The organism is Afipia sp. GW821-FHT04G03, from assembly GCF_059419985.1.
The window spans coordinates 254,209-280,240 of record NZ_JBWKSV010000005.1; the positions used below are offsets into that span (position 1 = coordinate 254,209).

A 26,032-nucleotide genomic window follows, 5' to 3' on the forward strand; every position below is an offset into this window, starting at 1 on the left:
CGATCAGGCGTCTGGCACGCCCGTCTGGAGCGCCAGAGCATGAAGCACGCCGCCCATCTGCCCCTTCAGCGACTGATAGACGATCTGGTGCTGCTGCACCCGCGACTTGCCGCGAAATGACTCCGAGATCACAGTCGCCGCGTAGTGGTCGCCGTCGCCCGCGAGGTCGCGGATTTCCACCTTCGCGTCGGGCAACGCAGCCTTGATCATCGTTTCGATGTCCCGCGCGTCCATTGGCATTCCTGAAGTCTCCTGATCTGTGCCCGGCCAAGGCAATGCACGAAAATATGACTGATTCTAGCCCCTGCAAGCCGCGGCGTCACGCAAGCATTGTGCCGGATCGTTCCTATATTGGCCCCCACAGGAGATTTGCCCATAAACGTTCGGATGAAAATTCCCGGCCCGATCACCATTGCCCCGAACCCGAACGGGTCCGCGTCGGCGGCGAGATCATCGCTGAAACCACCCGCGCGCTGCCCCTGAAAGAGGCAGCTATCCGGCGGTGCAGTATGCTCCTCGCGAGGACACCGACCCGGCCAAACTCAAGCGGACCGACCACAGCACCTGCTGTCTTACAAAGGCGACGCGAATTATTCAGCATCGTGTCCGGCAGCAAGACGCTGGAGAGCGCGGTCTGGACCTACGAGACGCCTTACGACTCCGTGAAGGAGATCGCCGGACATCTGGCGTTCTATCCCGACAAGGTGACAATCGAGGAGATCTGAGCGAAGCGCAGAGCTTCAAAAGACTCAGGACTTTTTTAAAGCTCAGCCCTTGCCCGCCATATAACCCGGCAGCCAGCCCTCGAAGCCAGCCTTGAGCGAGGCGACCGAAACCGGCGTCTCGCCTTCCACGGCAATGTCGTGCCCGCCGGTCTTGCCGATCACATGGCACGGCACACCCACGGCCTTGAGCTTGCTCAGGACCGGCAGCAGATGCTCTTCCTGCACGGTAATGACATAGCGGGCCTGATCCTCGCCGAACCACCAGGCGTGCGAAACGATCTCCTCGGGCGGCGCATCCAGAATAGCCCCGATGCCGCTCGCCATCGCCATCTCGGTCAGCGCAACCAGGAGACCGCCGTCGGAGACGTCATGCACCGCGCTCGCTGTGCCGCCCTTGATCATACCGCGCACCACGTCGCCGTTGCGCTTTTCGTGATCGAGATCGACAGGCGGCGGCGCGCCCTCTTCGCGACCGCAAATATCGCGCAGATAAACCGACTGGCCGAGCCAGCCCTGCGTGTCACCGATGAGCAGGATCGCCTCGTTCTCGGCCTTGAACGCCAGCGTCGCTGATTTGGTGAAATCGTCCAGCAGTCCGACGCCGCCGATTGACGGTGTCGGCAGAATGCCGCGGCCGTTGGTCTCGTTGTAGAGCGAGACGTTGCCGGACACGACCGGGAAATCCAGCGCGGTACACGCCGCCGCGATGCCCTTCAGGCAGCCGACGAACTGGCCCATGATCTCGGGGCGTTCAGGGTTGCCGAAATTCAGATTGTCGGTGATGGCGAGTGGACGTCCGCCCACCGCCGTGATGTTGCGCCAGGCTTCCGCCACCGCCTGTTTGCCGCCTTCGAACGGGTCCGCCTCGCAATAGCGCGGGGTGACATCGCAGGTCAGCGCGAGGCCCTTCGGCCCGTCCTGTACGCGCACCACCGCCGCATCGCCGCCGGGGCGTTGCAGCGTATTGCCACCGATGACGTGATCGTACTGTTCCCACACCCAGCGTTTCGAGCAGAGTTCAGGCGTCGCGATCAGTTTCGACAGGGCGTCGGAAATCGACAGCGGCGGCGTCACGTCGCGCGCATGGATCACGGGAAGCTGTGGTGACGGCACATGCGGCCGGTCATAGAGCGGCGCTTCCGACTCCAGTTCCTTGATCGGCAGATCCACCATCACGTCGCCGCCGTGCTTGACGACGAAACGCTGCGTCGGCGTGGTGTAACCGACGATCGCGAAATCCAGCCCCCACTTTTTGAAGATCGCTTCGGCCTGCTTTTCCTTCTCGGGCTTCAGCACCATGAGCATTCGCTCTTGGGATTCCGACAGCATCATTTCGTAGGCGCTCATGCCGGCTTCGCGCGTCGGCACGCTGTTCAGATCAAGCTCGACGCCAAGATCGCCCTTCGCGCCCATCTCAACCGCGGAGCACGTGAGGCCCGCAGCACCCATGTCCTGAATGGCAACGACGCAATCCGCTTCCATGATTTCGAGGCAGGCTTCCAGCAGCAGCTTTTCCGCGAACGGATCGCCGACCTGCACGGTCGGGCGTTTCTCCGCTGAGTCGTCGTCGAATTCGGCGGACGCCATGGTGGCGCCGTGAATGCCGTCGCGGCCCGTTTTGGAGCCGAGATAGACAATTGGCATGTTCACGCCGGACGCCGCCGCATAGAAAATCTTGTCGGTCTCGGCGAGGCCCACGGCCATCGCGTTGACGAGGATGTTGCCGTCATAGCGCGTGTGGAAACGCGTCTGGCCGCCGACCGTCGGCACGCCGAACGAGTTGCCGTAGCCGCCGATGCCGGCGACCACACCTGACACCAGATGCCGCGTGCGCGGATGATCGGGCGAACCGAACGAAATCGCATTGAGACACGCGATCGGCCGCGCGCCCATGGTGAACACGTCGCGCAAGATGCCACCGACGCCGGTGGTCGCGCCCTGATACGGTTCGATGTAGCTCGGGTGGTTGTGGCTCTCCATCTTGAAGACCACGGCGAGCCCGTCGCCGATGTCGATGACGCCCGCATTCTCGCCAGGCCCCTGAATGACCCACGGCGCCTTGGTCGGCAGGCCGCGCAGATGGAGCCGCGAGGATTTGTACGAGCAATGCTCGTTCCACATCGCCGAGAAGATGCCGAGTTCCGTGAAGGTCGGGACGCGCCCGATCAGCTTCAGGATGCGCTCGTATTCGTCGGGCTTGAGGCCGTGGCTGGCGACGAGGTCGGGGGTGATCTGGGGTTCGTTCCTGATCGTCAAGGCGACGTCGCTCCGGGGCTCAAATGCAGCTACTTCCACCGGGCGGGCCGGAGGATGGGACAAGGCGGAATAGGCGTGATTCCGGGCTTCTTTGTGCACGGCAGCCCGGTCTGCGGCAAGCATCAGATAGGCAGAAATCCCGGCTAAAAAAGCCCCGGTTGCCGCAGGGCCCCGGCGCCTCTAAGACACCCTCAGAAACCAGCCGTTATCGGCATCCCAGCCTCAGGACAGTCGCACCGTGAACGTCTCGCCCCCTCAGATCGGCCGCCCCCGCCCGGACCTGCACATCGCCACCGAGGGCGAGTTCGCCGGCTGGCGAACCTGGAGGCGCGACAGCTTCGAATCCAACAACGGCCCGTTCTGGCACAAGATCGAGGACGACGGCACGGTCCGCTGCGCGTTCCGGGTGGAGAACAAGCACCTCAACGGCATGCGCAATGTTCACGGCGGCTGCTACATGACGTTCGCGGATTACTGCCTGTTCGCCTTCGCCGTGCACGAGCTTCAGGCGCCTGCCGTCACGGTGTCGTTCGCCTGCGAGTTTCTCGATGCGGCGAAAGAAGGCGACCTGATCGAGGCGATCGGCGGCGTCACGCGCGCGGGCGGCTCGCTGATCTTCCTGCGCGGCACGCTGGTTACCGGCGACAGGCCGCTGTTCACGTTTTCGGGGACGATCAAGCGGATGAAGAAGAAGGCGTAAGGCAACTCCTCGCTCCACAGCACCGCCCTGAACGCACCTCCTTGAAAAGACTGTCGAAACGACACCGTACCGAACGGTATTCAGACAGTATTAACCAAACCGCCATAGCATCCGGTAGTCAGCGCGCCTTGAACGCGCCGGATCATCCCCATCCATCGGACAGCGTCATCGACTGCCTGCGCCAACATGCGGTAAGTGCGCCGCCACGCCTTGTGTCAGGTCCAAACCTCATGAACCCATCTGAAACCCTCGCTGGCCGCATGGCCTTTATTGGAATCAACGACGCTGCGCGCACCCTGCTGCGCGAGATTCGCCCGATGGCCATGGCGGCGCTTCCCGCCATTCTCGAAAAATTCTATCGGACCATCGCAACGTTTCCCGACGTTCAAAGGATGTTTCCGCGTCCGGAAATCGCCAGCCATGCCCAGGCGGCGCAACTCGTCCACTGGGACATGATCCTGTCCGCGAAATTCGACGACGACTACGTCCGCTCGGTGACGCGGATCGGCGAAACCCACCATCGTCTCGGGCTCGAACCGCACTGGTATATCGGCGGTTACAAGCAGATTATCAGCGGACTGACTGCGGCGATCGAAACCGGCATGACCACGCGTTTCGCCGGGCGCGCCTTTTACGAAAAGAAAGCTGCGATCATCGACGCCATCGTCGCCGCCGCGCTGCTCGACATGGATTTCGCCGTATCGGTCTATCTCGATGCCGGCAAACGCGAGAAGCGTGAGGTCATGCACCGCCTCGCCGGTCAGTTCGACCAGTCCATCGCCCAGATCGTCGCGCGCGTCGGAACAACCACCAGCAGCCTCAACGCCGCCGCCAATGCGTTGAAATCCACCGCCGAGCAAACCCGGCTTCTCTCGACGTCAGTCGCGTCCGCCTCCGAGAAAGCATCCGCCAGCGTGCAGTCCGTGGCGGCCGGCGCGGAAGAAATGGGCGCGTCGGTATCCGAGATTTCAAGGCAGGTCGAAGAATCCCTGAGCATCGCGAAACACGCCGTCCAGCAGGCCGAAAGCGCCAGCGGCCGGATGGCGGGCCTCAGCGAAGCCGCCGACCGTATCGGCAACGTCATCAAGATGATCAACGCCATCGCGGATCAGACAAACCTGCTCGCCCTCAACGCCACCATCGAGGCGGCCCGCGCAGGCGAAGCCGGCAAGGGGTTTGCCGTCGTTGCTCAGGAGGTCAAGGCGCTCGCATCGCAAACCGCGAAGGCGACCGGCGAAATCGGCACGCAGATCGTCGAGATGCAGGCATCGACGACCGCGACCGTCTCAGCGATTGCCGAGATCAGCAGCACGATCGGCTCCATCTCGCAAATCGCAGGTGCGATTTTCGAGGCCGTCGATCAGCAGAACGCGGCGACGCGGGAAGTGACAAGCAATATCCAGATGGCGGCGGCCGGGTCAACTGAGGTGGCCGCCAGCATCGTTCAGGTGAACAAGGGCGCGGAAGACACCGGCCACGCCGCGGCAGAGGTGCATTCCTCAGCGACCGCGCTGACGTCCGAGAACCAGCAATTGCGGGCCCAAGTCGACAGCTTCCTCAAGACACTGCGAAGCGCCTGACGCAAATATCGTGGCCCAAAAATATCGCGGCCCTGACAAGGGCCGCGATATTGATCACTGAAAAAGAAGAAGCGAGGCGGCGCGGTTGTCAGGCCGCCTTCAGATGCTCCACCAAACCCGCGAACAATCCGCGGCCGTCGGTGCAGCCCATGATGTCTTCGACGTGATTTTCCGGATGCGGCATCATGCCGAGCACGTTGCCCTTGTCGCTGACAATGCCGGCGATGGACGCTGCCGCGCCGTTGATGTTGTGGGTGTCGCCGATTTCGCCCGAAGCGCTGCAATAGCGATAAAGCACCCGGCCCTCGCCTTCGAGACGGCGGATGGTGTCCTCGTCGGCGGCGTAGTTGCCCTCGCCGTGCGCCACCGGCACGCGGATCACCTGCCCGGCATTATAGCCACGCGTGAACGGCGTATCGGAACGCTCGACGCGCAAATGCACGTCGCGGCAGATGAATTTGAGCTGCGCATTGCGCATCAGCACGCCGGGCAGCAGGCCCGACTCGCAGAGGATCTGGAAGCCGTTGCAGACGCCCATCACCAGGCCGCCGGCAGCGGCATGGGCACGGACCGCATCCATCACCGGTGCGCGCGCGGCAATCGCCCCGCAGCGCAAGTAGTCGCCGTAGGAAAATCCGCCCGGTACCACGACCAGATCGGTGCCCTTCGGCAATGACGTTTCGGCGTGCCATACCATGGCGGTGTCGTTGCCGGACGCGAGCTTGAGCGCCCGCGCCATGTCGCGCTCGCGATTGATGCCGGGGAAAACGAGGACCGCTGATTTCATCGATCGTGCGCCTTAGCCAAGATAAAGTGCCGAGGAAAGCTACCGAAAACTACCCGAGAACCTCGACGCGGTAGTTCTCGATCACCGTGTTCGCCAGCAGCTTGTCGGCAGCGGCTTTCAGCGCGGCTTCAGCCTTGGCCTTGTCCGCGCCGGCCAGTTCGATGTCGAAGACCTTGCCCTGCCGCACGCTGGTGATGCCATCGACGCCGAGCGATTTGAGCGCCCCTTCGATGGCCTTGCCCTGCGGATCGAGAATGCCGTTCTTCAATGTGACGGTGACGCGCGCCTTCATCGAATTCAGCTCTTCACCAGCACCGGGCCGGAGCCCGCGGGACGGTCGTTCTCGATCAGGATGCCGAGGCGCTTGGCGACTTCAGTGTAAGCCTCCACGAGGCCGCCGAGATCGCGGCGGAAGCGGTCCTTGTCCATCTTCTCGTTCGACTTGATGTCCCACAGCCGGCACGAGTCCGGCGAGATTTCGTCGGCGACGATGATGCGCATCATGTCGTTCTCGAACAGCCGGCCGCATTCCATCTTGAAATCCACAAGACGGATGCCGACGCCAAGAAACAGTCCGGTCAAGAAGTCGTTGACGCGAATGGCCAGCGCCATCATGTCGTCGATCTCCTGCGGGGTGGCCCAGCCGAACGCGGTGATGTGCTCTTCGGACACCATCGGGTCGCCGAGCTGGTCGTTCTTGTAATAGAATTCGATGATCGAGCGCGGCAGTTGCGTGCCTTCCTCGATGCCGAGGCGCTGCGACAGCGAGCCTGCGGCGACGTTCCGCACCACGACTTCAAGCGGCACGATCTCGACCTCACGGATCAACTGCTCGCGCATGTTGAGCCGCTTGATGAAATGGGTCGGCACGCCGATGTCGTTCAGATGCTGGAAGATGTATTCCGAAATCCGGTTGTTGAGGACGCCCTTGCCCTCAATAATCTGGTGTTTCTTGGCATTGAACGCGGTGGCGTCGTCCTTGAAATGCTGAATCAGGGTGCCAGGCTCCGGCCCTTCGTAAAGGGTCTTGCCCTTGCCTTCGTAAATGCGACGCCGACGGCTCATAGGGATGTACCGTGTGTTGTTGAAGTCCATGAAAGGGGTGCTCCGGGTGATTTACGCGACCCACGGCGGAGCTGCCGTGAAGCCCGGAATCGTGAAACAAACCGCGAACCGGACTCATCGGCAACCTAACCGATTGATCCCGCCGATACAACGCAAGGAGAGGCGTTTTACCGGCCTGTTTGGCCGCCCCACTGCGACCTCTCAACCGTTGCCTTTCAGCCTTTGAAAGCTATATGCAATGGGCTCCGCAGCCGGGTCCGGCGCCATCAAATTCAGCTTATGGAACAGATATATGTCGTCTTTTGACAAGCGCCAGGAAGGCTTTGAGAAGAAGTTCGCCCTCGACGAGGAACTGAAGTTCAAGGCGGAAGCCCGCCGGAACAAGCTGCTCGGCCTGTGGGCCGCCGAAAAGCTGGGCAAGACCGGCGACGATGCCGCCGCCTACGCAAAAGAGGTAGTTTCGGCCGATTTCGAGGAAGCCGGCGACAGCGATGTGCTGCGCAAGGTCACGAAGGATCTCGAGGGCAAGGGCGTGAGCGAGGCCGATGTCCGCAAGAAAATGGACGAACTGGTCGCCACCGCCGTCGCACAGATCAAGGCCGGCCAGTAATCCCGCCGCATTGAACCGAAAAACGCCGCGCGAGTCCGATCGCGCGGCGTTTTTGATATTCGGAAGCGTGAGTTCAGCGCGCGCCTTACTTCAGCGCGTCCTGAACCTTGGCGATCCCGGCGAGGACGCAAACCTCGTCCTTGTCGCCGCCGGGCGCGCCCGAGGCGCCCACCGCGCCGATCACCTCATTGCCGACCTTGATCGGGGCCGCGCCACCCGCCGCGACCACACCTGGAATCTGCCTCAGGGAGGCGGCTTCAGGCTTCTCGGTCTGCTTCTGGAATTCAAGCGAGGTTATGCCGCGCGTGCGCGAGGTGTAGGCCTTCAGACGGCTGAACTCCATGGTGTGGGGGTTGGTGCCGTCACCGCGAATCTGCGCCGCGACGTTGCCGGCCTTGTCCACCACCGTGACCGAGACCTTGTAACCGTCCTTCGTGCACTGCTCGATGGTGCCCTGGATGATGGCGATCGCCATTGCCATCGACACATTCTTCTCGACCTGCGGCGCCTGAGCGCGGGCCGGACCGGAGATAACGATTGCAGCAGTCGTCAATGCCGCAAGACTAAGTAAACGCATCTGGAAGCCTCCCTGTGGCGGATTTTTAGTTTGCGCCTTCGTAAGCAACCCTTCCTATCGCGCTTTAATCCCACCGCAGAACAAGATTCGATATTGCAGAAGCGAAAGAGCTACGCCTCGGCGGCCAGCCGGTCGAGCTGAGCGTCGAGGTCGGCCTCGACATCCGCCGCGTTGACGAAGTGGACCCGATACCCCCGCTCTTCGAGCCACGCGCGCCGCGCGGCACGGTCGCGCTGGATCACCTCGGTCTCGTTGGCGTTGACCAGTTCGATGGCGATGCGCTTCGAGAACGACACGAAATCCGGAATGTGACGCCCCACCGGCGTCTGCCGCTTGAACTGCGAGGCGAAGCGCCGGTCGGTGATCAGCGCCTGCCAGAGAATCCGTTCGGCATCGGTCGGATTCCGCCGCAGCAGGCGTGCGAGCCCCCTCACCGTGCCGCTTTCCGACGGCGAACGCCCGTCGCTGTGCTCGGCCAGCAGCGCGCGCAACCGTGTCGCCTCGACGCCGTCGAGAACCCCGCCTTTTGCAGGGCCTTTGCGGCCCTCAGCGATGGCCATGACCACACCGTGCAGCGTATGCATGTCCTGCTTGGTGGGCTCCATCCGGGTGAAGATGTTGCGCAGGTTCACCAGCATGACGTCGCGCTTTTCAGGCGGCCGCAGGAATTCCACCTTGTCGAGTTCGTTCACGAGATTGTCGAAAAACGCCTGCATCTGGTGGTTCGAGGCGCGCTCCGAACGCTCCGGCATGTCGTAGGGCAGCGAATTTCCGGTGACGAGCTTGAACCATTCGTAGCCCATCAGCAGAACCGCCTGGGCAAGGTTCAGCGAGGCGAAGCCCGGATTGACCGGAAACGTGACGATCCGGTTGGCCAACGCCACCTCGTCGTTCTCCAGCCCGTAACGCTCGCGGCCGAACAGGATGCCGGCGGTGCCGCCTCCGGCGACCTCGACAACGGTCTGCCGCGCGGCTTCCTCCGGACCCACCACCGGCTTGGCCTGATCGTGCGCCCGCGCGGTGGTCGCGAACAGCAGCGAGCAATCGGCGACGGCGGCTTCCACCGTGTCGAACAACTGAACCTGCTCCAGAATGTGATCGGCGCCCGACGCCGCCCGCTGGGCGTGAATATTGGGCCAGCCGTCACGCGGCTTGACGAGGCGCAGCCGCGTCAGCCCGAAATTACCCATGGCGCGCGCGCACATGCCGATGTTTTCGCCAAGCTGGGGCTCGACCAGAATCACCACGGGTCCGGTCATATCCTTGCGCATCTTGGTTTTGTCGGTGCCTGAACCGGTCATGACTCTGCTTTGGTTTTTGTTGCGTCCTGCCGTAACGCAGTTGACGCCGGACAGGTCAAGACATTTTTAGGGCTGATGGAAGCCCGGCAAAATTCTTTACAGTACAGTGCAGTACGGCCATGCCGAAAATTGCAGGTTCGGCTTTGAATTCTCGCCGCCGGTTGGAGTAGCGTGATTGAGGGTGACCCATGGCTCAAACAGATACTGACGGCCCCATTCCTCAGCAGGCGGCTCCTGCATCGTCCGGCCCGCCTCCGGAGCGCTCGCCCGTGAGCGCCATGCTGCGCCGGGTGGCGATCCCGATCGCGTGCGTGGTTGCCGCTGCGATTTTCGTGACGCTGGCGACGCTGCGCTGGGACGCATGGATCAGTGGCACCCGGACTCAAACCACCAACGATGCCTATGTTCGCGCGGAGACGACACAACTCAGCAGCCGCGTCGCCGGCGAAGTGATCAAGGTCGCCGCGAGCGACTACCAGCGCGTCAAGGCGGGCGATCCGCTCGTCGAGATCGATCCGGCGGACTATGAAGCGCAGGTTTCGCAGGCCGAAGCCGCGGTGACGGGCGCTCAGGCCGCCCTCGACAATCTCGCCAATCAGGTCGAGCTCCAGTACGCCACCATTGCGCAGTCCGAAGCGCAGCGCGCCTCCGCGGAAGCCCTCGAAGTCGAGGCACAGCAGGAACTGGAGCGCCAGCGGTCGCTGACCGAAAGTTCGTCGGGTACCCGCCAGAGGCTGGAACAGGCGACCGCTGCGCTTGCCAAGGCGCAGGCGGATGTCCGCGCCAGCCGTGCGGCGATCGCTGCCCAGCGGCATCAGCTCGAAGTTCTCGCCGGAACGAAAAAGCAGCGCGCCGCCGACATTCTTGCTGCTCAGGCGGCGCTGAAGGCTGCGCACCTCAAGCTCGGCTATACCCGGATTGTGGCGCCGTTCGACGGCGTGGTGGGCGCGCGGCAGGTTCAGCCGGGAGATTACGTCAACATCGGCAGCAACCTGTTCAATGTGGTGCCGCTGCCGAATGTCTACGTCATCGCGAACTACAAGGAGACGCAACTCACCCGCGTAAAGGCGGGACAACCGGTAGAAATCACGATCGATACCTTCCCCGACGAGAAGCTGCTCGGCCACGTCGCGCGCATTTCCCCCGCGAGCGGATCGCAGTTCGCGTTGCTGCCGCCCGACAACGCCACCGGCAATTTCACCAAGGTCGTGCAGCGGATTCCGCTGCGGATCGAATTCGACAAGGGCCAGCCGCTGCTCGACCGTTTGCTACCGGGCATGTCGGCGGTGACGCGGATCGACACCGAAGGAACTGTCCCCCCCTCGAACGCCGGAGCCAACGCCGGTGGCGGACGCTAAAATCATCGCCAGCGGGCCGGTCTCGGTCGGCCAGGCTGTTCACTATCCGCTGCTTGCCGTGATCGGCGTGCTGCTCGGCTCGTCGATGGCAAACATCGACAGCCGGATGTTTTCGATCGGCCTGCCCGACATCAAGGGCGCCTTTTCCCTCAGTTACGACGAAGGGGCGTGGTTGAGCACGGCGTCGACCGCGTCGCAGATTTTCATCGCGCCCGCCGTGGCGTGGCTGGCCACGGTGTTCGGCCTGCGCCGCATCCTCGGTGTCCCCAGCCTCGTCTTCGCGGTGATCTCGGTCGTTCTTCCGTTTGTCCGCGAATACCAGACACTTCTTGCACTCACCATTCTGCACGGCCTGCTGCTCGGCACCTTCGTGCCGGCCACGCTGTTGATCATTTTCCGCAACCTGCCGATGCAATGGTGGCTGCTGGCGATCGGCATCTATGCCCTGAGAGTTGGCTTTTCGCTCAACTTCGGTCCGGCGCTGGTCGGCTTCTATGTCGATCAGCTCGGCTGGCAGTGGCTGTACTGGCAGGATGCGATCATCGCATTGTTGATGGCGATCCTCGTTTTCTTCGGTGCCGCCCGTGATCCGGTCAACCGGGATCTGCTGGAAACTGCGGACTGGGGCGGCATGTTGCTGCTCGGCACCGGCATTGCCATGGTCTATGCCGGCCTCGATCAGGGCAACCGGCTGGACTGGCTCAGCTCCGGAACCGTTGTTGCGCTGCTCGCCTGCGGCGTGGCTCTGCTGGTGGCGTTTTTCATCAACGAGGCCTTGGTGAAAGAACCGTGGGCGCACGCCAATGTGCTGTTCTCGCGCAATATCGGCTTCGCTCTGGTCGTCATCTTTTTCTACACCCTGACCGGCCTCTCCAACTCGTCGCTGGTGCCGAATTTCCTCTCAACGGTAGGCCAGCTTCGGCCCGAACAGACCGGCAACCTGCTTCTGGTCTATGGCGTCCTGCCGATGACGGTGACGTTTCCCCTCTCGGTCTGGCTGCTGCGGCGATTCGACGTGCGGATCGTGTTGCTGACCGGCCTGACCACCTTTGCCGCCGCTGCCCTGCTCGGAACGCAAATCACCCACGCATGGCGGCTGGCCGACTTCATTCCGATCGTGCTGCTGCAATCGGTCGGTCAGGCATTCACCCTGTTCGCGATCGTCATCATCGCGCTCTCCAATTCCGATCCGACCCGGGCGACGGCGTTTGCCGCTTATATCCAGATCATGCGCCTCGGCGGCGCGGAGATCGGCATTGCGCTGATGGGGACCTGGCTGCGGGTGCGCGAACAGGTCCATTCCAACCTGCTCGGGCTGCACGTCACCAGCACATCGGATCAGGTGGAGCGCCTGCTCGCCAAATTGTCGGGGTATTTCGCCAGTCACGGCACCGGAACGGCCGCGGGGCGGAGCATCGGAACCGTCGCCGGCATTGTCCAGCGCGAGGCAAACGTGCTCGCCTATATCGACGCCTTCTGGCTGACCTTCGGCTTCGCGATCGCTGCGCTGCTTTTCACCGCCCTGATCACCAGGTCCCCGCCGGGGCCCTTCACACCGGTCGCAAAAGGCCGATAAAGCCCTTCAGGCATGGCCAGAAATCCGGGCACCCCGAACCCGGGCGGTGAACGCCTTGAATCAAGGTCTGAAGGTTCTGATTCAACCGCCGACGATCTTGAATCACCTTGTGAAGGTTTTGATTCAAGGCGTGAAGACATTGAATCAAGACGCGAAGGGACTGATTCAAGTCGGCGTCTATTTATCCGGAATTATCGTTATAAATCAACGGGGTTACCGAATGGTTTGAATCTCGCGGAAAACGCGAGGTGCAAGCTGCGGCGACCGCCACGGCGCCTCAAACGCCTCCGGCGGAAGTGCCGCGATGTTCCGGCACTGCCCGGTTTTCCGAGCGCGGAAAAGCGCCTTGTGGCGTCAGCGTTGAGGGTGGAATCGCTCCAGATCGGCTTACGCGGACGCGGCCCGCCCGGCATGCCAGAAAGTCTCAGGTGCCTTGCCTTCCAGCCCGCGAAGGCGGGTGCTATAGGCTCGTTCGGAACCCGTCGCGGTTCTCCACGCCCTTTCCGCCCCCAATATTAAGGCCCGATCCCCCATGGCAAAAATCAAGGTGACCAACCCCGTCGTCGAACTCGATGGCGACGAGATGACCCGGATCATCTGGCAGTACATCAAGGACAAGCTGATCAACCCCTTCCTTGACATCGAACTGATGTATTTCGACCTTGGGATGGAATACCGCGACAAGACCAACGATCAGGTCACCATCGACTCCGCCAACGCGATCAAGAAGTACGGCGTCGGCGTCAAGTGCGCGACCATTACCCCTGACGAAGCCCGGGTGAAGGAATTCGGCCTCAAGGAAATGTGGAAGTCGCCGAACGGCACCATCCGCAACATCCTGGGCGGCGTCGTGTTCCGCGAGCCGATCATCTGCAAGAACGTGCCGCGTCTGGTCCCAGGCTGGACCAAGCCGATCATCATCGGCCGCCATGCCTTCGGCGACCAGTATCGCGCGACCGACTTCAAATTCCCGACCGCAGGCACCATCACCCTGAAATTCACCGGCGACGACGGCAAGGTGATCGAGCGCGAAGTCTACAAGGCGCCGAGCGCCGGTGTGACCCTCGCCATGTTCAATCTCGACGATTCGATCCGCGATTTCGCCCGATCCTCGATGAACCTCGGTCTGGCCAAGGGTTATCCGGTCTACCTGTCGACCAAGAACACGATCCTCAAGCAGTACGACGGCCGCTTCAAGGACATCTTCCAGGAAGTGTTCGACACCGAGTTCAAGAAGGACTTCGACGCCAAGGGCATCACCTACGAGCACCGCCTGATCGACGACATGGTCGCGGCTGCGATGAAGTGGTCCGGCGGCTACGTCTGGGCCTGCAAGAACTACGACGGCGACGTGCAGTCCGACACCGTCGCGCAGGGCTACGGCTCGCTGGGTCTCATGACCTCGGTGCTGCTCACGCCGGACGGCAAGGTGATGGAAGCAGAAGCCGCCCACGGCACCGTGACGCGCCATTACCGCGAGCACCAGAAGGGCAAGGAAACCTCGACCAATTCGATCGCGTCGATCTTCGCCTGGACGCGCGGCCTGTCCCATCGCGCCAAGCTCGACAACAACGCGGAACTGGCGAAGTTCGCCGCCACGCTGGAGAGGGTCTGCGTCGAGACCGTCGAAGCCGGCTTCATGACCAAGGATCTCGCGCTGCTGGTCGGCGCGGATCAGCGCTGGCTCTCGACCACCGGCTTCCTCGACAAGGTCGCGGAAAACCTCACCAAGGCGATGGCTGCGTAAGCAACCCTCACCGCAAAAACATCAAAGGCGCGGATGATCTCCGCGCCTTTTCCATGTCTTGAATCTGCGTCTGAACCAGCGCCTCAGGATGAGGTGATCGCCGCCGCCAACTCTGCGGCTGCGATCTGCGCGACCATCGCCTTGGCGATTTCCTGTTCGCCCATGACGACCGAATTCGCGCCGTGATGCTTGAGATGCGCGATTTCCGCTTCGGAATGCGCGCGCGCGATGATCGGAAGGGTTGTGCTGATGGCGCGGGCCTTGGCGACGATCTGTCCACCCTCGAACGCATCCGGGATCGCGACCAAAAGGCCCCGCGCCGCCGTGATATTGGCGGCCTGAAGCATGTCGGGCGCAGCCGCATTGCCGGTGATGACCTCGACACCGTCCTGCTTCAGTTTTTCGATGCTGCCGGGATTATCCTCGATCACCAGAAGCGGCACACCGGCCTGCAGCAAGGCCTTGCACACGACGCTGCCGACGCGGCCATGTCCCACCAGCACCACATGATTTGTCTGTTTCGAAGCATCGAGCGGCACCCGCGGCGCGGCGGGCTCCTTGCTCTCCGCAGGACTCGTCTTGTCGTCCTTCTCCGCCAGCACCCGGTCGAGCAGCGCAAACCACAACGGATTGAGCATGATCGAAATGATCGCACCGGCGAGCACCAGATCGCGGCCACGATCGGACAACAGCGCAAGGCTGACGCCGAGACTGACAAGAATGAAGGAAAATTCGCCGATCTGCGCAAGGCTTGCCGAAATGGTCAGCGCGGTCGAGTTAGGATGACCGAACAGCCGGACGATGCCGAACGCCGCCACCGACTTGCCGACAATAATGATCAGCAAGGTCGCCAGCAGCGGTAGCGGCTCCCGCAACACGATCGCCGGATCGACCAGCATGCCGACCGAGACGAAGAACAGCACCGCGAAAGCGTCGCGCAGCGGCAGCGTTTCATTCGCCGCGCGCTGGCTGAGTTCGGATTCGCTCAGGATCATGCCGGCGAAAAACGCCCCGAGCGCGAACGACACGTCGAACAGGATCGCTGCGCCGAAGGCGACGCCGAGCGAGATCGCGAACACCGCGAGACGAAACAGTTCGCGCGAGCCGGTATGCGCGACATAGTGCAGGATCCACGGAATCACGCGGCGGCCCACCACCAGCATGAAGACGAGGAAGGCCGCGACCTTGCCGAGCGTGATCGCAATCGGCCATGCCAGCGCGGCGTATCCGACACCTTCCGCCGCACCGCCTTTCAGCAGCCCCGCGAGCGGCGGCAGCAGCACCAGCGTCAGCACCATCGCGATATCCTCGACGATCAGCCAGCCGACCGCGATCCGCCCCCGCTCCGTGTCGATCAGCCGCCGCTCCTGCATGGCGCGCAACAGCACCACGGTGCTGGCGGTTGAAAGCGCAAGTCCGAACACCAGCCCGCCGCCGACCGGCCAGCCCAGCCACCAGCCCATCGCCATGCCGAGCAGGGTCGCGACCGTGATCTGCACCACCGCGCCGGGCACCGCGATGGCGCGCACCGACATCAGATCCTTCAGCGAGAAATGCAGTCCGACGCCGAACATCAAAAGAATGATGCCGATTTCGGCGAGTTCGTTGGCGATGTTCTGATCGGCGACATAGCCGGGCGTGAACGGTCCCATCAGCACGCCGGCGACGAGGTAGCCCACGAGAGGGGAAACGCGGATGCGTTGTGCCAGCGCGCCGAGGACGAAAGCCAGCACGAGGCCGACGACAACCGTGGAAATCAAGGGCGTATTGTGATGCATGCCGCATTTTGCCGCATCGAGGAAGATGATGCCAGACAGTTATTCGTGACCCATCGCCGCACTTGAATCACGATGCATCAAACACGTCATCGAATCGTTATGAATCGAACATCGCAATGTGGTTTCGACGACTCACATTGACGCGTTATCAGGCCCCCATCGCGGCTTCGATGGCTTTCAAAGCGGCATCGGCCTTCGCGCCATCCGGTCCGCCGGCCTGCGCCATATCGGGACGGCCGCCGCCGCCCTTGCCGCCGAGCGCCTCCGACGCGATCTTCACCAGATCGACAGCACTGAAACGCGAGGTCAGGTCCGACGTGACGCCGACCACCGCACCGGCCTTGCCGTCTTCGCCGACATTGATGATCGCAACCACGCCCGAGCCGATCTGCTTCTTGCCGTCATCGGCAAGGCTCTTGAGATCTTTCATCTCGATGCCCTGCACTGCGCGGCCGAGAAATTTCACATCGCCGATGGTGCGAATATCCGACGCAGCGCTTGCGCCGCCGCCTGCCGCAGCCCCGCCGCCCATTGCGAGCTTCTTGCGCGCCTCGGACAGCGCGCTTTCCAGCTTCTTGCGTTCGTCCACCAAGGCCGCGATGCGCACCGGCAGATCGTCGAGCGTGGTTTTCAGTTCTGCCGCCGCGGTTTTCGCGGTCTGGATGGTCGCGTTCACGGCGTGACGCGCATTGCGTCCGGTCAACGCTTCGATGCGGCGCACGCCGGAGGCCACGGCGCTTTCGCCGCTGATGGAGATCAGGCCGATGTCGCCGGTGCGTCGCACGTGCGTACCGCCGCACAGTTCGACCGACCAGCCGAGCGCGTTGCCCGTCCCGGCGCCCATCGACACGACGCGCACTTCATCGCCGTACTTCTCGCCGAACAATGCCCGCGCGCCGGAATCCCGCGCATCGTCCACCGCCATCGAACGCGTGACCACCTCGCCGTTCTCCAGCACGACATCGTTGGCGATGTCTTCGATGCGGCGCAGCTCATCGGCCGAGATCGGCTTGTTGTGCGCGAAATCGAAGCGCAGGCGCTCGGGCGCGACCAGCGAACCGCGCTGGGCGATATGATCGCCCAGCACCTGACGCAGCGCCTCGTGCAGCAGATGCGTCGCGGAGTGGTTGGCGCGGATCGCGGTGCGCCGCCCGTGATCCACCTCGAGCTGCAACGCCATGCCGGGCTTCACGGTGCCCTGTTCGACGGTGCCAAAATGCACGAAAAGATCACCGGCGCGCTTCTGCGTGTCGGTCACGCGCACGCGCGCGCCCTCGCCGCTCAGGATGCCGTTGTCCCCGACCTGACCGCCGGATTCGGCGTAGAACGGCGTCTGGTTCATAACGATGGCGACGCTGTCGCCGGTCTTCGCGCTTGTAATTTCCTTACCGTCCTTCACCAGCGCGGTGACGACGCCTTCGGCGATCTCGGTGTCGTAGCCGAGAAACTCCGTCGCGCCGAGCTTCTCGCGCAGCGGAAACCAGATCGCTTCTGTGGCGGTGTCGCCGGAGCCGGACCACGCCGCGCGCGCCTTGGCGCGCTGCTGGTCCATCGCATCGGTGAACGATGCGATGTCGACGCTGATGCCGCGATTGCGGAGCGCGTCCTGCGTGAGATCCAACGGAAAACCATAAGTGTCGTACAGCGTGAAGGCGGTCTCGCCGTCGAACATGTCGCCCTTTTTCAGCGACGCGCTTTTCTCGTCCAGAATCACGAGGCCGCGATCAAGCGTCTTGCGGAAGCGGGTCTCTTCCAGCTTGAGCGTTTCCTCGATCAGGTTCTCGGCGCGCACCAGTTCGGGATAGGCCTGACCCATCTCGCGCACCAGCGCCCAGACGAGGCGATACATCAGCGGCTCCTTGGCCCCGAGCAACTGCCCGTGGCGCATCGCGCGGCGCATGATCCGGCGCAGCACATAGCCGCGGCCCTCATTCGACGGCAGCACGCCATCGGAAATCAGGAACGACGAAGCGCGCAGATGATCGGCGATCACGCGCAGCGAGCCCTTCTGTGGGCCATGCGGGTCCGCGCCGGTCAATTCGGCGATGGCGCGGATCAGGGCGACGAACAGATCGATCTCGTAATTGTCGTGCTTGCCCTGAAGCACGGCAGCGAAACGCTCCAGCCCCATGCCGGTGTCGATCGACGGCTTCGGCAGCGGCACGCGGTTGCCCGGCGCGATCTGGTCGAACTGCATGAACACCAGATTCCAGATTTCGATGAAGCGGTCGCCGTCTTCATCCGGCGAGCCCGGAGGGCCGCCCGGAATCTTGTCGCCATGGTCGAAGAAAATCTCGGAGCACGGACCGCAGGGGCCGGTGTCGCCCATCTGCCAGAAGTTGTCCGACGTCCCGATCCGGATGATTTTCGAATCGGGCAGGCCCGCGATCTTCTTCCAGAGCTTCGCGGCTTCCTCGTCCTCGGAATAAACCGTGACCAGCAGCTTGTCCTTCGGAAGCCCGTACTCCTTGGTGATCAAATTCCAGGCAAGCTCGATCGCGCGGTCCTTGAAATAATCGCCGAACGAGAAGTTTCCGAGCATTTCGAAGAACGTGTGATGCCGCGCGGTGTAACCGACATTGTCGAGGTCGTTGTGCTTGCCGCCGGCCCGAACGCACTTCTGCGACGAGGTGGCGCGCTGATAAGGGCGCTTCTCAAGACCCGTGAAGACGTTCTTGAATTGCACCATGCCCGCATTGGTGAACATCAGTGTGGGGTCGTTGCGCGGAACCAGCGGAGACGACGGCACGATTTCGTGGCCATTCTTCGCGAAGTAATTCAGATACGCCGACCTGATCTCGTTAACGCCGCTCATGCTCGTCCAATCGCGCCCAAAAAAGCTCTGATGTTTTGATGCATTTTCTTCACGCGAACCGGGTCCCGTTTCGCTCGAAAACGCTTTCCTGCACAGTCCGCATTCAATGACGCGTGCAGCGCAGTTTGTCCCGCCTCGTTTCTAGACGGAACGGACCCGGAATGTCCAGAAAGTGTGCAACGGATCAGCGGCTTGCGGGCAGCCTCAGAAGCGCCGCGAAGCCCGTTGATAATCTCGCAGTTGCGTTGACAGGCCCTCGAAAGCCGTGTTTTCCTGCTTAAGTAAGGAATACAGGACAAGTCACGTCGGGAGAGACTGGCCGCTTTTAATTCAAGAGCTGGCTGGCGCCGAAGGAGCAACCGCCCCGGAAACTCTCAGGCAAACGGACCGCGTGACGAACTGAAATCTGGAAAGAGATGCGGCCGGGTCACCGGCGCGGCATCCGCCGACGGGATAATACTCTCAGGCACAGCGACAGATGGGGCTTCGACAAGATTTCGGGAACCGTCCCGAAATCCGTCAGGAGCCCGACCATGCTTGCCACTGAACGCAAACCAGACTCCGCCGAACCGACGCTGAAGCGCGTGCCGCTGCATGACTTGCATGTGACGCGCGGCGGCAAGATCGTGCCGTTCGCCGGCTACGAGATGCCGGTGCAATACGCCGCCGGCGTGCTGAAGGAACATCTCCACACCCGCGCCTCCGCAGGGCTGTTCGACGTCTCGCATATGGGCCAGGTCACGCTCACGGCCAAATCCGGCAAGGTCGAGGACGCCGCCCGCGCACTGGAGCGTCTGGTGCCACAGGACATTCTTAGCGTTCCGCACGGCCGTCAGCGCTACGCGCAGTTCACCAGCGACAGCGGCGGCATTCTCGACGACCTGATGGTGGCGAATTTCGGCGACCATCTGTTTCTGGTGGTCAACGCCGCCTGCAAGACCGAGGACGAGGCGCATCTTCGCAAGCATCTCTCCGATGTCTGCGTCATCGAACCGCTGCCGGACCGCGCGCTGATCGCGTTGCAGGGACCGAAGGCGGTCGAGGTGCTGGGCAAACACGCGCCCACCGTGGCCGCGATGCGCTTCATGGATGCCGGGCCGCACAAGGTAATGGGCATCGACTGCTTCGTCTCGCGCTCGGGCTACACCGGCGAGGACGGTTTCGAGATTTCGGTGCCCGCGAAAGATGTCGAGCGGCTGGCAACGACGCTGCTGGACGATCCGGCGGTGCTGCCGATCGGGCTCGGTGCGCGCGACAGCCTGCGGTTAGAGGCTGGTCTCTGTCTTTATGGTCATGACATCGACACCACGACCACGCCGGTCGAAGGCGCGCTGGAATGGTCGGTGCAAAAGAGCCGGCGCAGCGGCGGAGCGCGGGCCGGCGGATTTCCCGGCGCGGACATCATCCTGAAACAATTCGAAACCGGAGCATCGCGCCGCCGCGTCGGCCTGCGCGCCGAGGGCCGCGCGCCGGTGCGCGAGAACGCTGCGCTCTATGCCAGCGAAACATCACCGGACAAAATCGGCACCGTCACATCCGGCGGCTTCGGTCCGACGCTGAACGCGCCGGTCGCGATGGGTTATCTGCCGACCGCCCTCTCCACCGACGGCACTGTGGTGTTCGCTGACGTGCGCGGGCAGCGGCTGCCGCTCCGCGTCACACCGATGCCGTTCGTGCCCAACGGATACAAACGATAATTTCCAACGCTGAGGATCATCATGACCACGCTGTTTACCTCCGATCACGAATGGCTCCAGATCGACGGCGACGTCGCCACCATCGGCATCACCGATTACGCGCAGACCCAGCTCGGCGACGTGGTGTACGTGGAACTGCCGAAAGTCGGCCGCACCTTCAAGAAGGCTGAAGCCGCGGCCGTGGTTGAAAGCGTCAAGGCGGCGTCCGACGTGTACGCGCCGATTGCGGGCGAAGTGCTCGAGGTCAACGACGCCGTCGCCGCCGATCCGTCGCTGGTGAATTCCGATCCCGGCAAGGCCGCGTGGTTCTTCAAGCTGCGCATCGCCAACAAGGGCGATCTCGACGGCCTGATGGATGAAGCCGCCTACAAGGCCCACACGGCTTAGTTTTCAAGACGCGTTTTCTTCACGCGAACCGGTACCCACTTCGCTCGAAAACGCTTTAGGGAGAGTTCGATATGACCGCGCATCGCAAACCTGCCGAACCCGCTGTCGATTTCGTCCGCCGGCATATCGGTCCCTCGCCGCGCGACATCGAAAGCATGCTCTCGACAGTCGGTGCATCGAGCCTTCAGGCACTGATGGGCGAGACGCTGCCGAATTCGATTCGCCAGAAGACGCCGCTAGATCTCGGGAAACCGCTCAGCGAGACCGAGGCTTTGGCGCACATGCGCGACATCGCCAGTCGCAATCAGGTGTTTACGTCGCTGATCGGCCAGGGCTACTCCGGCACCATCCTGCCCGCCGTGATCCAGCGTAACATTCTCGAGAATCCTGCGTGGTACACCGCCTACACGCCGTATCAGCCGGAGATCAGCCAGGGGCGGCTCGAGGCGCTGTTCAATTTCCAGACCATGATCTGCGACCTCACGGGGCTCGATATTGCCAACGCCTCGCTGCTCGATGAAGGCACCGCGGCTGCGGAAGCGATGGCGCTGGCGGAGCGCTCGTCATCGGTGAAGACCAAGGCCTTCTTCGTCGATCATGAAGTGCATCCGCAGACGCTGGCGGTGCTGCGCACCCGCGCCGAGCCGCTCGGCTGGTCGCTGATCGTCGGCGATCCCGCGCGCGATCTCGACAAGGCCGACGTGTTCGGCGCGTTGTTTCAGTATCCCGGCACCCATGGGGCGCTGCACGACCCGCGCACCGCGATCGCCGCATTGAAAGCAAAGGGTGCCATCGCCGTCGTTGCCGCCGATCCACTGGCGCTGACGCTGCTCGCCTCACCCGGCGATCTCGGCGCGGACATTGCGATCGGATCGACGCAGCGCTTCGGCGTGCCGATGGGTTACGGCGGGCCGCATGCGGCCTACATGGCGGTGAAGGACGCGCTGAAGCGTTCGCTTCCCGGGCGCATTGTCGGCCTGTCGGTCGATTCACGCGGCGCGCCTGCCTATCGGCTGGCGTTGCAGACGCGCGAACAGCACATCCGCCGCGAGAAGGCGACGTCGAACATCTGCACCGCGCAGGTGCTGCTCGCCGTGATCGCGTCGATGTACGCGGTCTATCACGGACCCGAAGGGCTGACGCATATCGCACGGACCGTGCACCGGCGCACGTCAGTGCTGGCGGCCGGCTTGAAGAAACTCGGCTTCGCGCCGCTGAACGACGCCTATTTCGACACGGTGACGGTGGCCATCAATGGCCAGCGGCAGGCCATCATCTCGCATTCTGCCCATGAGAGCATCAATCTGCGTCTCAACGAGACCACCGTCAGCATCGCGCTGGATGAAACCACCACGCCCGCCATCGTCGAGAGCGTGTGGCGCACCTTCGGCGGCAATCTCGTCTATGCCGACATCGAGAAGGAGGCGCGCGACGCGCTGCCGTCAGGTCTTGCCCGAAGCAGCAAGTTCCTGACCCATCCGGTGTTCCACGAGCACCGCTCCGAGACCGAACTGCTGCGCTACATGCGAAAACTCTCCGACCGCGATCTCGCGCTCGACCGCGCCATGATCCCGCTCGGCTCCTGCACCATGAAGCTGAACGCGACCACCGAAATGATCCCGGTGACCTGGCCGGAATTCGGGAGCTTGCATCCGTTCGCGCCGAAGGAGCAGGCTGCCGGCTATCACGCCATGTTCGCCACGCTGGAAAAATGGCTCGCTGACATCACCGGCTACGACGCCGTGTCGCTGCAGCCGAACTCCGGCGCGCAGGGCGAATATGCCGGACTGCTGGCGATCCGCGCCTATCATCAATCGCGCAACGAACCGCATCGCAAGGTGTGCCTCATCCCCTCCTCAGCCCACGGCACCAATCCCGCGTCGGCCAGCATGGTCGGCATGGACGTCGTGGTGGTCGCCTGCGACGCGCGCGGCGACGTCGATGTGGAAGACTTGCGCAAGAAGGCCGCGCAGCACGCAAACGATCTCGCGGCCGTGATGATCACCTATCCATCGACCCACGGCGTGTTCGAGGAGCACATCCGCGAGATCTGCGACATCGTTCACGGCCACGGCGGACAGGTCTATCTCGACGGCGCCAATCTCAACGCCCAGGTCGGCCTCGCCCGCCCCGGCGAATACGGCGCCGATGTCAGCCATCTCAACCTGCACAAGACCTTCTGCATTCCGCATGGCGGCGGCGGCCCCGGCATGGGGCCGATCGGCGTACGCGCGCACCTCGCGCCGTTCCTGCCCGGACATGTTTCGAACGACGGCGGCAAGGCGCCGGTCGGCGCAGTGTCGGCCGCGCCGCACGGCTCGGCGTCGATCCTCGTCATTTCCTACATCTATATGTTGATGATGGGCGGCGAAGGTCTGACCCGCGCCACGGAAGTTGCGATCCTGAACGCGAACTACATCGCCAAGCGGCTCGATCCGCATTTCCCGGTGCTGTATCGCAACGCCAAGGGCCGCGTCGCCCATGAATGCATCGTCGATCCGCGCGGCCTCAAGGCGGGCTCCGGGGTGACCGTGGACGACATCGCCAAACGCCTGATCGACTACGGTTTCCACGCGCCGACCATGAGCTTCCCGGTGCCGGGCACGCTGATGATCGAGCCGACGGAATCCGAATCGAAGGCGGAACTGGATCGCTTCTGCGAGGCCATGATCGCGATCCGCCGCGAGATCGCCGACGTCGAATCCGGGCGCTTCACCATCGAGGCCTCGCCGCTGCGCCATGCGCCGCACACCGTGCACGACATCGCCGAGGATAGGTGGGAACGGCCCTACTCGCGCGCCGAGGGCTGCTTCCCAACCGGAACGTCGCGCACCGACAAATACTGGTGTCCTGTGGGGCGCGTCGACAACGTCCACGGCGACCGCAACCTGATCTGCTCGTGCCCGCCGGTGGCGGACTACGCACAGGCGGCGGAGTAGCCAGCCTAGCAACAAAGAGGATCGTATCGCGGAAAACAAATCGGGCGCTGGGGATGTCGGCAACTCAACATCCACAACGCCCGTTTGCTTCCGAAGCGTGATCTGATCCGAAAGGATTCCCGTCTTTCGGGATCACGCCGTAACTCAAGCCTTAAACAACTCAAGTCTCAGAAAATCCAACCCGTCATTCCGGGATGCGCGTTCTTCACGCGCAGACCCGGAATGACCAGTGTCTCAATCATTCCTCCGGCTCTTCGCCGTCGGCGTCGCGCTCGGGCGAGCCTGCGAGGATCTGCTCCGCGATCAGCCCGGAGTTCTGGCGGATCAAGGCTTCGATCTTCGCCGTTATCTCCGGATTGGCCTTGAGGAAGGCCTTGGAATTCTCGCGGCCCTGACCGAGGCGCACGCTGTCATAGGAGAACCACGCGCCGGATTTCTCGACGATGCCGGCCTTGACGCCGAGATCGAGAATTTCACCCAGCTTCGAAACGCCCTCGCCATACATGATGTCGAACTCGACCTGCTTGAACGGCGGTGCCAACTTGTTCTTCACCACCTTGACGCGGGTCTGGTTGCCGACAACCTCGTCGCGCTCCTTGATCTGGCCGATGCGGCGGATGTCGAGGCGCACCGAGGCGTAGAACTTCAGCGCGTTGCCGCCCGTGGTGGTCTCGGGCGAGCCGTACATCACGCCGATCTTCATGCGGATCTGGTTGATGAAGATGACCATGGTGTGGGATTTGTTGATCGAGGCGGTGAGCTTGCGCAACGCCTGACTCATCAGCCGCGCCTGCAGGCCGGGAAGACTGTCACCCATCTCGCCTTCGAGTTCGGCGCGCGGCACGAGAGCCGCCACCGAGTCCACCACAAGCACGTCCACCGCGCCGGAGCGCACCAGCGTGTCGGCGATTTCCAGCGCCTGCTCGCCGTGGTCGGGCTGCGAAATCAGAAGTTCATCGACGTTGACGCCGAGCTTGCGGGCATAGACCGGATCGAGCGCATGTTCGGCGTCGATGAAGGCGCAGATGCCGCCCTTCTTCTGGGCTTCGGCCACCGTATGCAGCGCCAGCGTGGTCTTGCCGGAGGATTCCGGGCCGTAAATCTCGACCACACGGCCCTTCGGCAGGCCGCCGACGCCGAGCGCGATATCCAGCCCGAGCGAGCCCGAGGAAACCGTCTCGATATCCATGGAGCGGTCGTTCTTGCCGAGCTTCATAACGGAGCCCTTGCCGAACTGGCGCTCGATCTGAGAGAGCGCGGCCGACAGGGCCTTGGTCTTGTCCATGGAAGATCCTTCGACGATACGCAGCGCGGCGGGGGCCATAGTGGTGCTCCTTATGTAAGGGATTCGCCAGCCGGACAAACGGCTTCCCAGGGACGGCGGACCGGAATCGGCTTGATCCGATGGAACTAATGTACCCCATTTGTTCTAAGTTCGCAATATGTTCTTTTCGAATTGGGGGGGTACTGGCCTGTTTTAACCCCTAGTGGCCTATTTTGATTTTGAGAGTGGCCTAGTTTGAAAATCGACTCTCCCGCCTATGGGTAGGAGGACGATCATGAGCAAGCACCCGAACAACGGCCCCACATTTTCCAAGGCGACTTATAAGAAAGAGCGCGGCCCCGCCCATTCGCCGCTACGCCAAGAAATCGAGGAGCGGGACGCCGAAAAGCGGGCTGCCTTCTTGAAGCAGATGAGCACTGATCCCGAGGGATGGGTGCAAGAGCATATGATTGGTGAGAGAAAGTAGGGCCGCCTCAGTTGGCGGCCTCTTTTATATCCCCGTCCCGGAAAATCGTATTGGTTCGGCTAACGCTTTACGGTTGTGCAGGAACCTGCACGCGTTTAGGGGACATTTTTAAAGTTAGAATGTCCCCTTTTTAATGGCCTACTTTGAAATCGCGAGTGGCTGCTGTGTGAGACGCACGCGGGAAGACTGTGTGAGTCACACAGAGATCATCGCTACTCGCTCGAGAACAACCTGCATTTGGTCGTTGGGCGACTGGGGCGAATGACATTCGCACAAAATGGTGTCACTTCCTCGGCCAGTAAGATTGTGACCTGACCGGGCTTTTTTGGACCAAGCTTTGTGAGAAAGTGAGCTTGGAAAGGAGCTTTGGTTATGCCGAAGAA

21 protein-coding genes and 1 riboswitch are annotated in these 26,032 nt (G+C 62.6%); of the genes, 11 read left to right on the forward strand and 10 right to left on the reverse strand.

Annotated elements, in window-relative coordinates; genetic code table 11:
• Nucleotides 1-3 precede the first annotated feature (3 nt).
• Nucleotides 4-240 carry a BolA family protein gene (locus AC07UB_RS22940; protein ID WP_492790144.1) on the reverse strand — a complete coding sequence of 79 codons (237 nt, stop codon included), beginning with the start codon at nt 238-240 and terminating at the stop codon, nt 4-6.
• 47 nt (nt 241-287) lie between these two features.
• Here AC07UB_RS22940 and AC07UB_RS22945 point away from each other — a divergent pair, with 47 nt between their 5' ends.
• Nucleotides 288-725: a DUF427 domain-containing protein gene (locus AC07UB_RS22945; protein WP_492792655.1), complete on the forward strand. Its 438-nt coding sequence runs from the start codon at nt 288-290 to the stop codon at nt 723-725.
• A gap of 42 nt (nt 726-767) precedes the next feature.
• Here the strand turns inward: AC07UB_RS22945 and purL are convergent, their stop codons facing one another.
• Complete coding sequence (purL, locus tag AC07UB_RS22950; RefSeq protein ID WP_492790145.1) at nt 768-2,981, reverse strand: phosphoribosylformylglycinamidine synthase subunit PurL; 2,214 nt, start codon at nt 2,979-2,981, stop codon at nt 768-770.
• 238 nt (nt 2,982-3,219) lie between these two features.
• Between purL and AC07UB_RS22955 the strand changes: the two genes are divergently transcribed.
• Both AC07UB_RS22955 and AC07UB_RS22960 read left to right on the forward strand, forming a co-directional pair.
• The gene (locus tag AC07UB_RS22955; protein WP_492790146.1) at nt 3,220-3,681 is read left to right on the forward strand and encodes a PaaI family thioesterase; all 462 of its coding nucleotides are present in this window, start codon (nt 3,220-3,222) and stop codon (nt 3,679-3,681) included.
• 230 nt (nt 3,682-3,911) lie between these two features.
• Nucleotides 3,912-5,261 carry a protoglobin domain-containing protein gene (locus AC07UB_RS22960; protein WP_492790147.1) on the forward strand — a complete coding sequence of 450 codons (1,350 nt, stop codon included), beginning with the start codon at nt 3,912-3,914 and terminating at the stop codon, nt 5,259-5,261.
• Between the two features lie 88 nt (nt 5,262-5,349).
• Here the strand turns inward: AC07UB_RS22960 and purQ are convergent, their stop codons facing one another.
• From purQ to purC, 3 genes are read right to left on the reverse strand one after another with little or no spacing between them, the layout of a single operon-like run.
• The gene (gene purQ, locus AC07UB_RS22965; RefSeq protein ID WP_492790148.1) at nt 5,350-6,048 is read right to left on the reverse strand and encodes a phosphoribosylformylglycinamidine synthase subunit PurQ; all 699 of its coding nucleotides are present in this window, start codon (nt 6,046-6,048) and stop codon (nt 5,350-5,352) included.
• A 49-nt stretch (nt 6,049-6,097) separates the two neighbouring features.
• Nucleotides 6,098-6,340 (reverse strand): phosphoribosylformylglycinamidine synthase subunit PurS, encoded by a 243-nt coding sequence (gene purS / locus AC07UB_RS22970; protein WP_492790149.1) that lies wholly within the window; start codon nt 6,338-6,340, stop codon nt 6,098-6,100.
• 5 nt (nt 6,341-6,345) lie between these two features.
• Nucleotides 6,346-7,113: a phosphoribosylaminoimidazolesuccinocarboxamide synthase gene (gene purC / locus AC07UB_RS22975; protein WP_492790150.1), complete on the reverse strand. Its 768-nt coding sequence runs from the start codon at nt 7,111-7,113 to the stop codon at nt 6,346-6,348.
• Nucleotides 7,114-7,405: 292 nt separating this feature from the next.
• Here purC and AC07UB_RS22980 point away from each other — a divergent pair, with 292 nt between their 5' ends.
• Nucleotides 7,406-7,723 carry a DUF1476 domain-containing protein gene (locus AC07UB_RS22980; protein WP_492790151.1) on the forward strand — a complete coding sequence of 106 codons (318 nt, stop codon included), beginning with the start codon at nt 7,406-7,408 and terminating at the stop codon, nt 7,721-7,723.
• 85 nt (nt 7,724-7,808) lie between these two features.
• On the opposite strand, the gene AC07UB_RS22985 is transcribed toward AC07UB_RS22980, so the two are convergent.
• Together AC07UB_RS22985 and AC07UB_RS22990 are read right to left on the reverse strand one after the other, a co-directional pair.
• Entirely contained in the window at nt 7,809-8,300 is a 492-nt protein-coding gene (locus tag AC07UB_RS22985; protein WP_492790152.1) for a GlcG/HbpS family heme-binding protein, read from the reverse strand.
• Between the two features lie 110 nt (nt 8,301-8,410).
• Nucleotides 8,411-9,601, reverse strand: coding sequence for a TrmJ/YjtD family RNA methyltransferase (locus AC07UB_RS22990; RefSeq protein WP_492790153.1), 1,191 nt, complete (start codon nt 9,599-9,601; stop codon nt 8,411-8,413).
• Nucleotides 9,602-9,789: 188 nt separating this feature from the next.
• Between AC07UB_RS22990 and AC07UB_RS22995 the strand changes: the two genes are divergently transcribed.
• From AC07UB_RS22995 to AC07UB_RS23005, 3 genes are all read left to right on the forward strand, one after another.
• Entirely contained in the window at nt 9,790-10,959 is a 1,170-nt protein-coding gene (locus AC07UB_RS22995; protein ID WP_492790154.1) for an HlyD family secretion protein, read from the forward strand.
• Nucleotides 10,946-12,535 carry an MFS transporter gene (locus AC07UB_RS23000; protein WP_494655059.1) on the forward strand — a complete coding sequence of 530 codons (1,590 nt, stop codon included), beginning with the start codon at nt 10,946-10,948 and terminating at the stop codon, nt 12,533-12,535. The genes AC07UB_RS22995 and AC07UB_RS23000 overlap by 14 nt, the downstream gene beginning before the upstream one ends.
• Nucleotides 12,536-13,067: 532 nt before the next feature.
• On the forward strand, nt 13,068-14,282 hold the full coding sequence (locus AC07UB_RS23005; protein WP_492790156.1) for an NADP-dependent isocitrate dehydrogenase: 1,215 nt from the start codon (nt 13,068-13,070) through the stop codon (nt 14,280-14,282).
• Nucleotides 14,283-14,365: 83 nt separating this feature from the next.
• Here the strand turns inward: AC07UB_RS23005 and ybaL are convergent, their stop codons facing one another.
• Both ybaL and alaS read right to left on the reverse strand, forming a co-directional pair.
• The gene (ybaL, locus tag AC07UB_RS23010) at nt 14,366-16,060 is read right to left on the reverse strand and encodes a YbaL family putative K(+) efflux transporter (protein WP_492790157.1); all 1,695 of its coding nucleotides are present in this window, start codon (nt 16,058-16,060) and stop codon (nt 14,366-14,368) included.
• Between the two features lie 148 nt (nt 16,061-16,208).
• On the reverse strand, nt 16,209-18,875 hold the full coding sequence (alaS, locus tag AC07UB_RS23015; protein ID WP_492790158.1) for an alanine--tRNA ligase: 2,667 nt from the start codon (nt 18,873-18,875) through the stop codon (nt 16,209-16,211).
• A 295-nt stretch (nt 18,876-19,170) separates the two neighbouring features.
• Nucleotides 19,171-19,275: riboswitch (glycine riboswitch) on the forward strand.
• Nucleotides 19,276-19,408: 133 nt separating this feature from the next.
• Here alaS and gcvT point away from each other — a divergent pair.
• The 3 genes from gcvT (at nt 19,409) to gcvP (ending at nt 23,898) form a co-directional block, all read left to right on the forward strand.
• Entirely contained in the window at nt 19,409-20,572 is a 1,164-nt protein-coding gene (gene gcvT, locus AC07UB_RS23020) for a glycine cleavage system aminomethyltransferase GcvT (RefSeq protein WP_494655061.1), read from the forward strand.
• A 21-nt stretch (nt 20,573-20,593) separates the two neighbouring features.
• On the forward strand, nt 20,594-20,959 hold the full coding sequence (gcvH, locus tag AC07UB_RS23025; RefSeq protein ID WP_494655063.1) for a glycine cleavage system protein GcvH: 366 nt from the start codon (nt 20,594-20,596) through the stop codon (nt 20,957-20,959).
• 71 nt (nt 20,960-21,030) lie between these two features.
• Nucleotides 21,031-23,898 carry an aminomethyl-transferring glycine dehydrogenase gene (gene gcvP, locus AC07UB_RS23030; protein ID WP_494655064.1) on the forward strand — a complete coding sequence of 956 codons (2,868 nt, stop codon included), beginning with the start codon at nt 21,031-21,033 and terminating at the stop codon, nt 23,896-23,898.
• Nucleotides 23,899-24,136: 238 nt separating this feature from the next.
• Here the strand turns inward: gcvP and recA are convergent, their stop codons facing one another.
• Nucleotides 24,137-25,222 carry a recombinase RecA gene (gene recA / locus AC07UB_RS23035; RefSeq protein ID WP_492790162.1) on the reverse strand — a complete coding sequence of 362 codons (1,086 nt, stop codon included), beginning with the start codon at nt 25,220-25,222 and terminating at the stop codon, nt 24,137-24,139.
• Nucleotides 25,223-25,457: 235 nt separating this feature from the next.
• Between recA and AC07UB_RS23040 the strand changes: the two genes are divergently transcribed.
• Nucleotides 25,458-25,649: a hypothetical protein gene (locus tag AC07UB_RS23040; protein WP_494655065.1), complete on the forward strand. Its 192-nt coding sequence runs from the start codon at nt 25,458-25,460 to the stop codon at nt 25,647-25,649.
• The last annotated feature ends 383 nt before the right edge of the window (nt 25,650-26,032 follow it).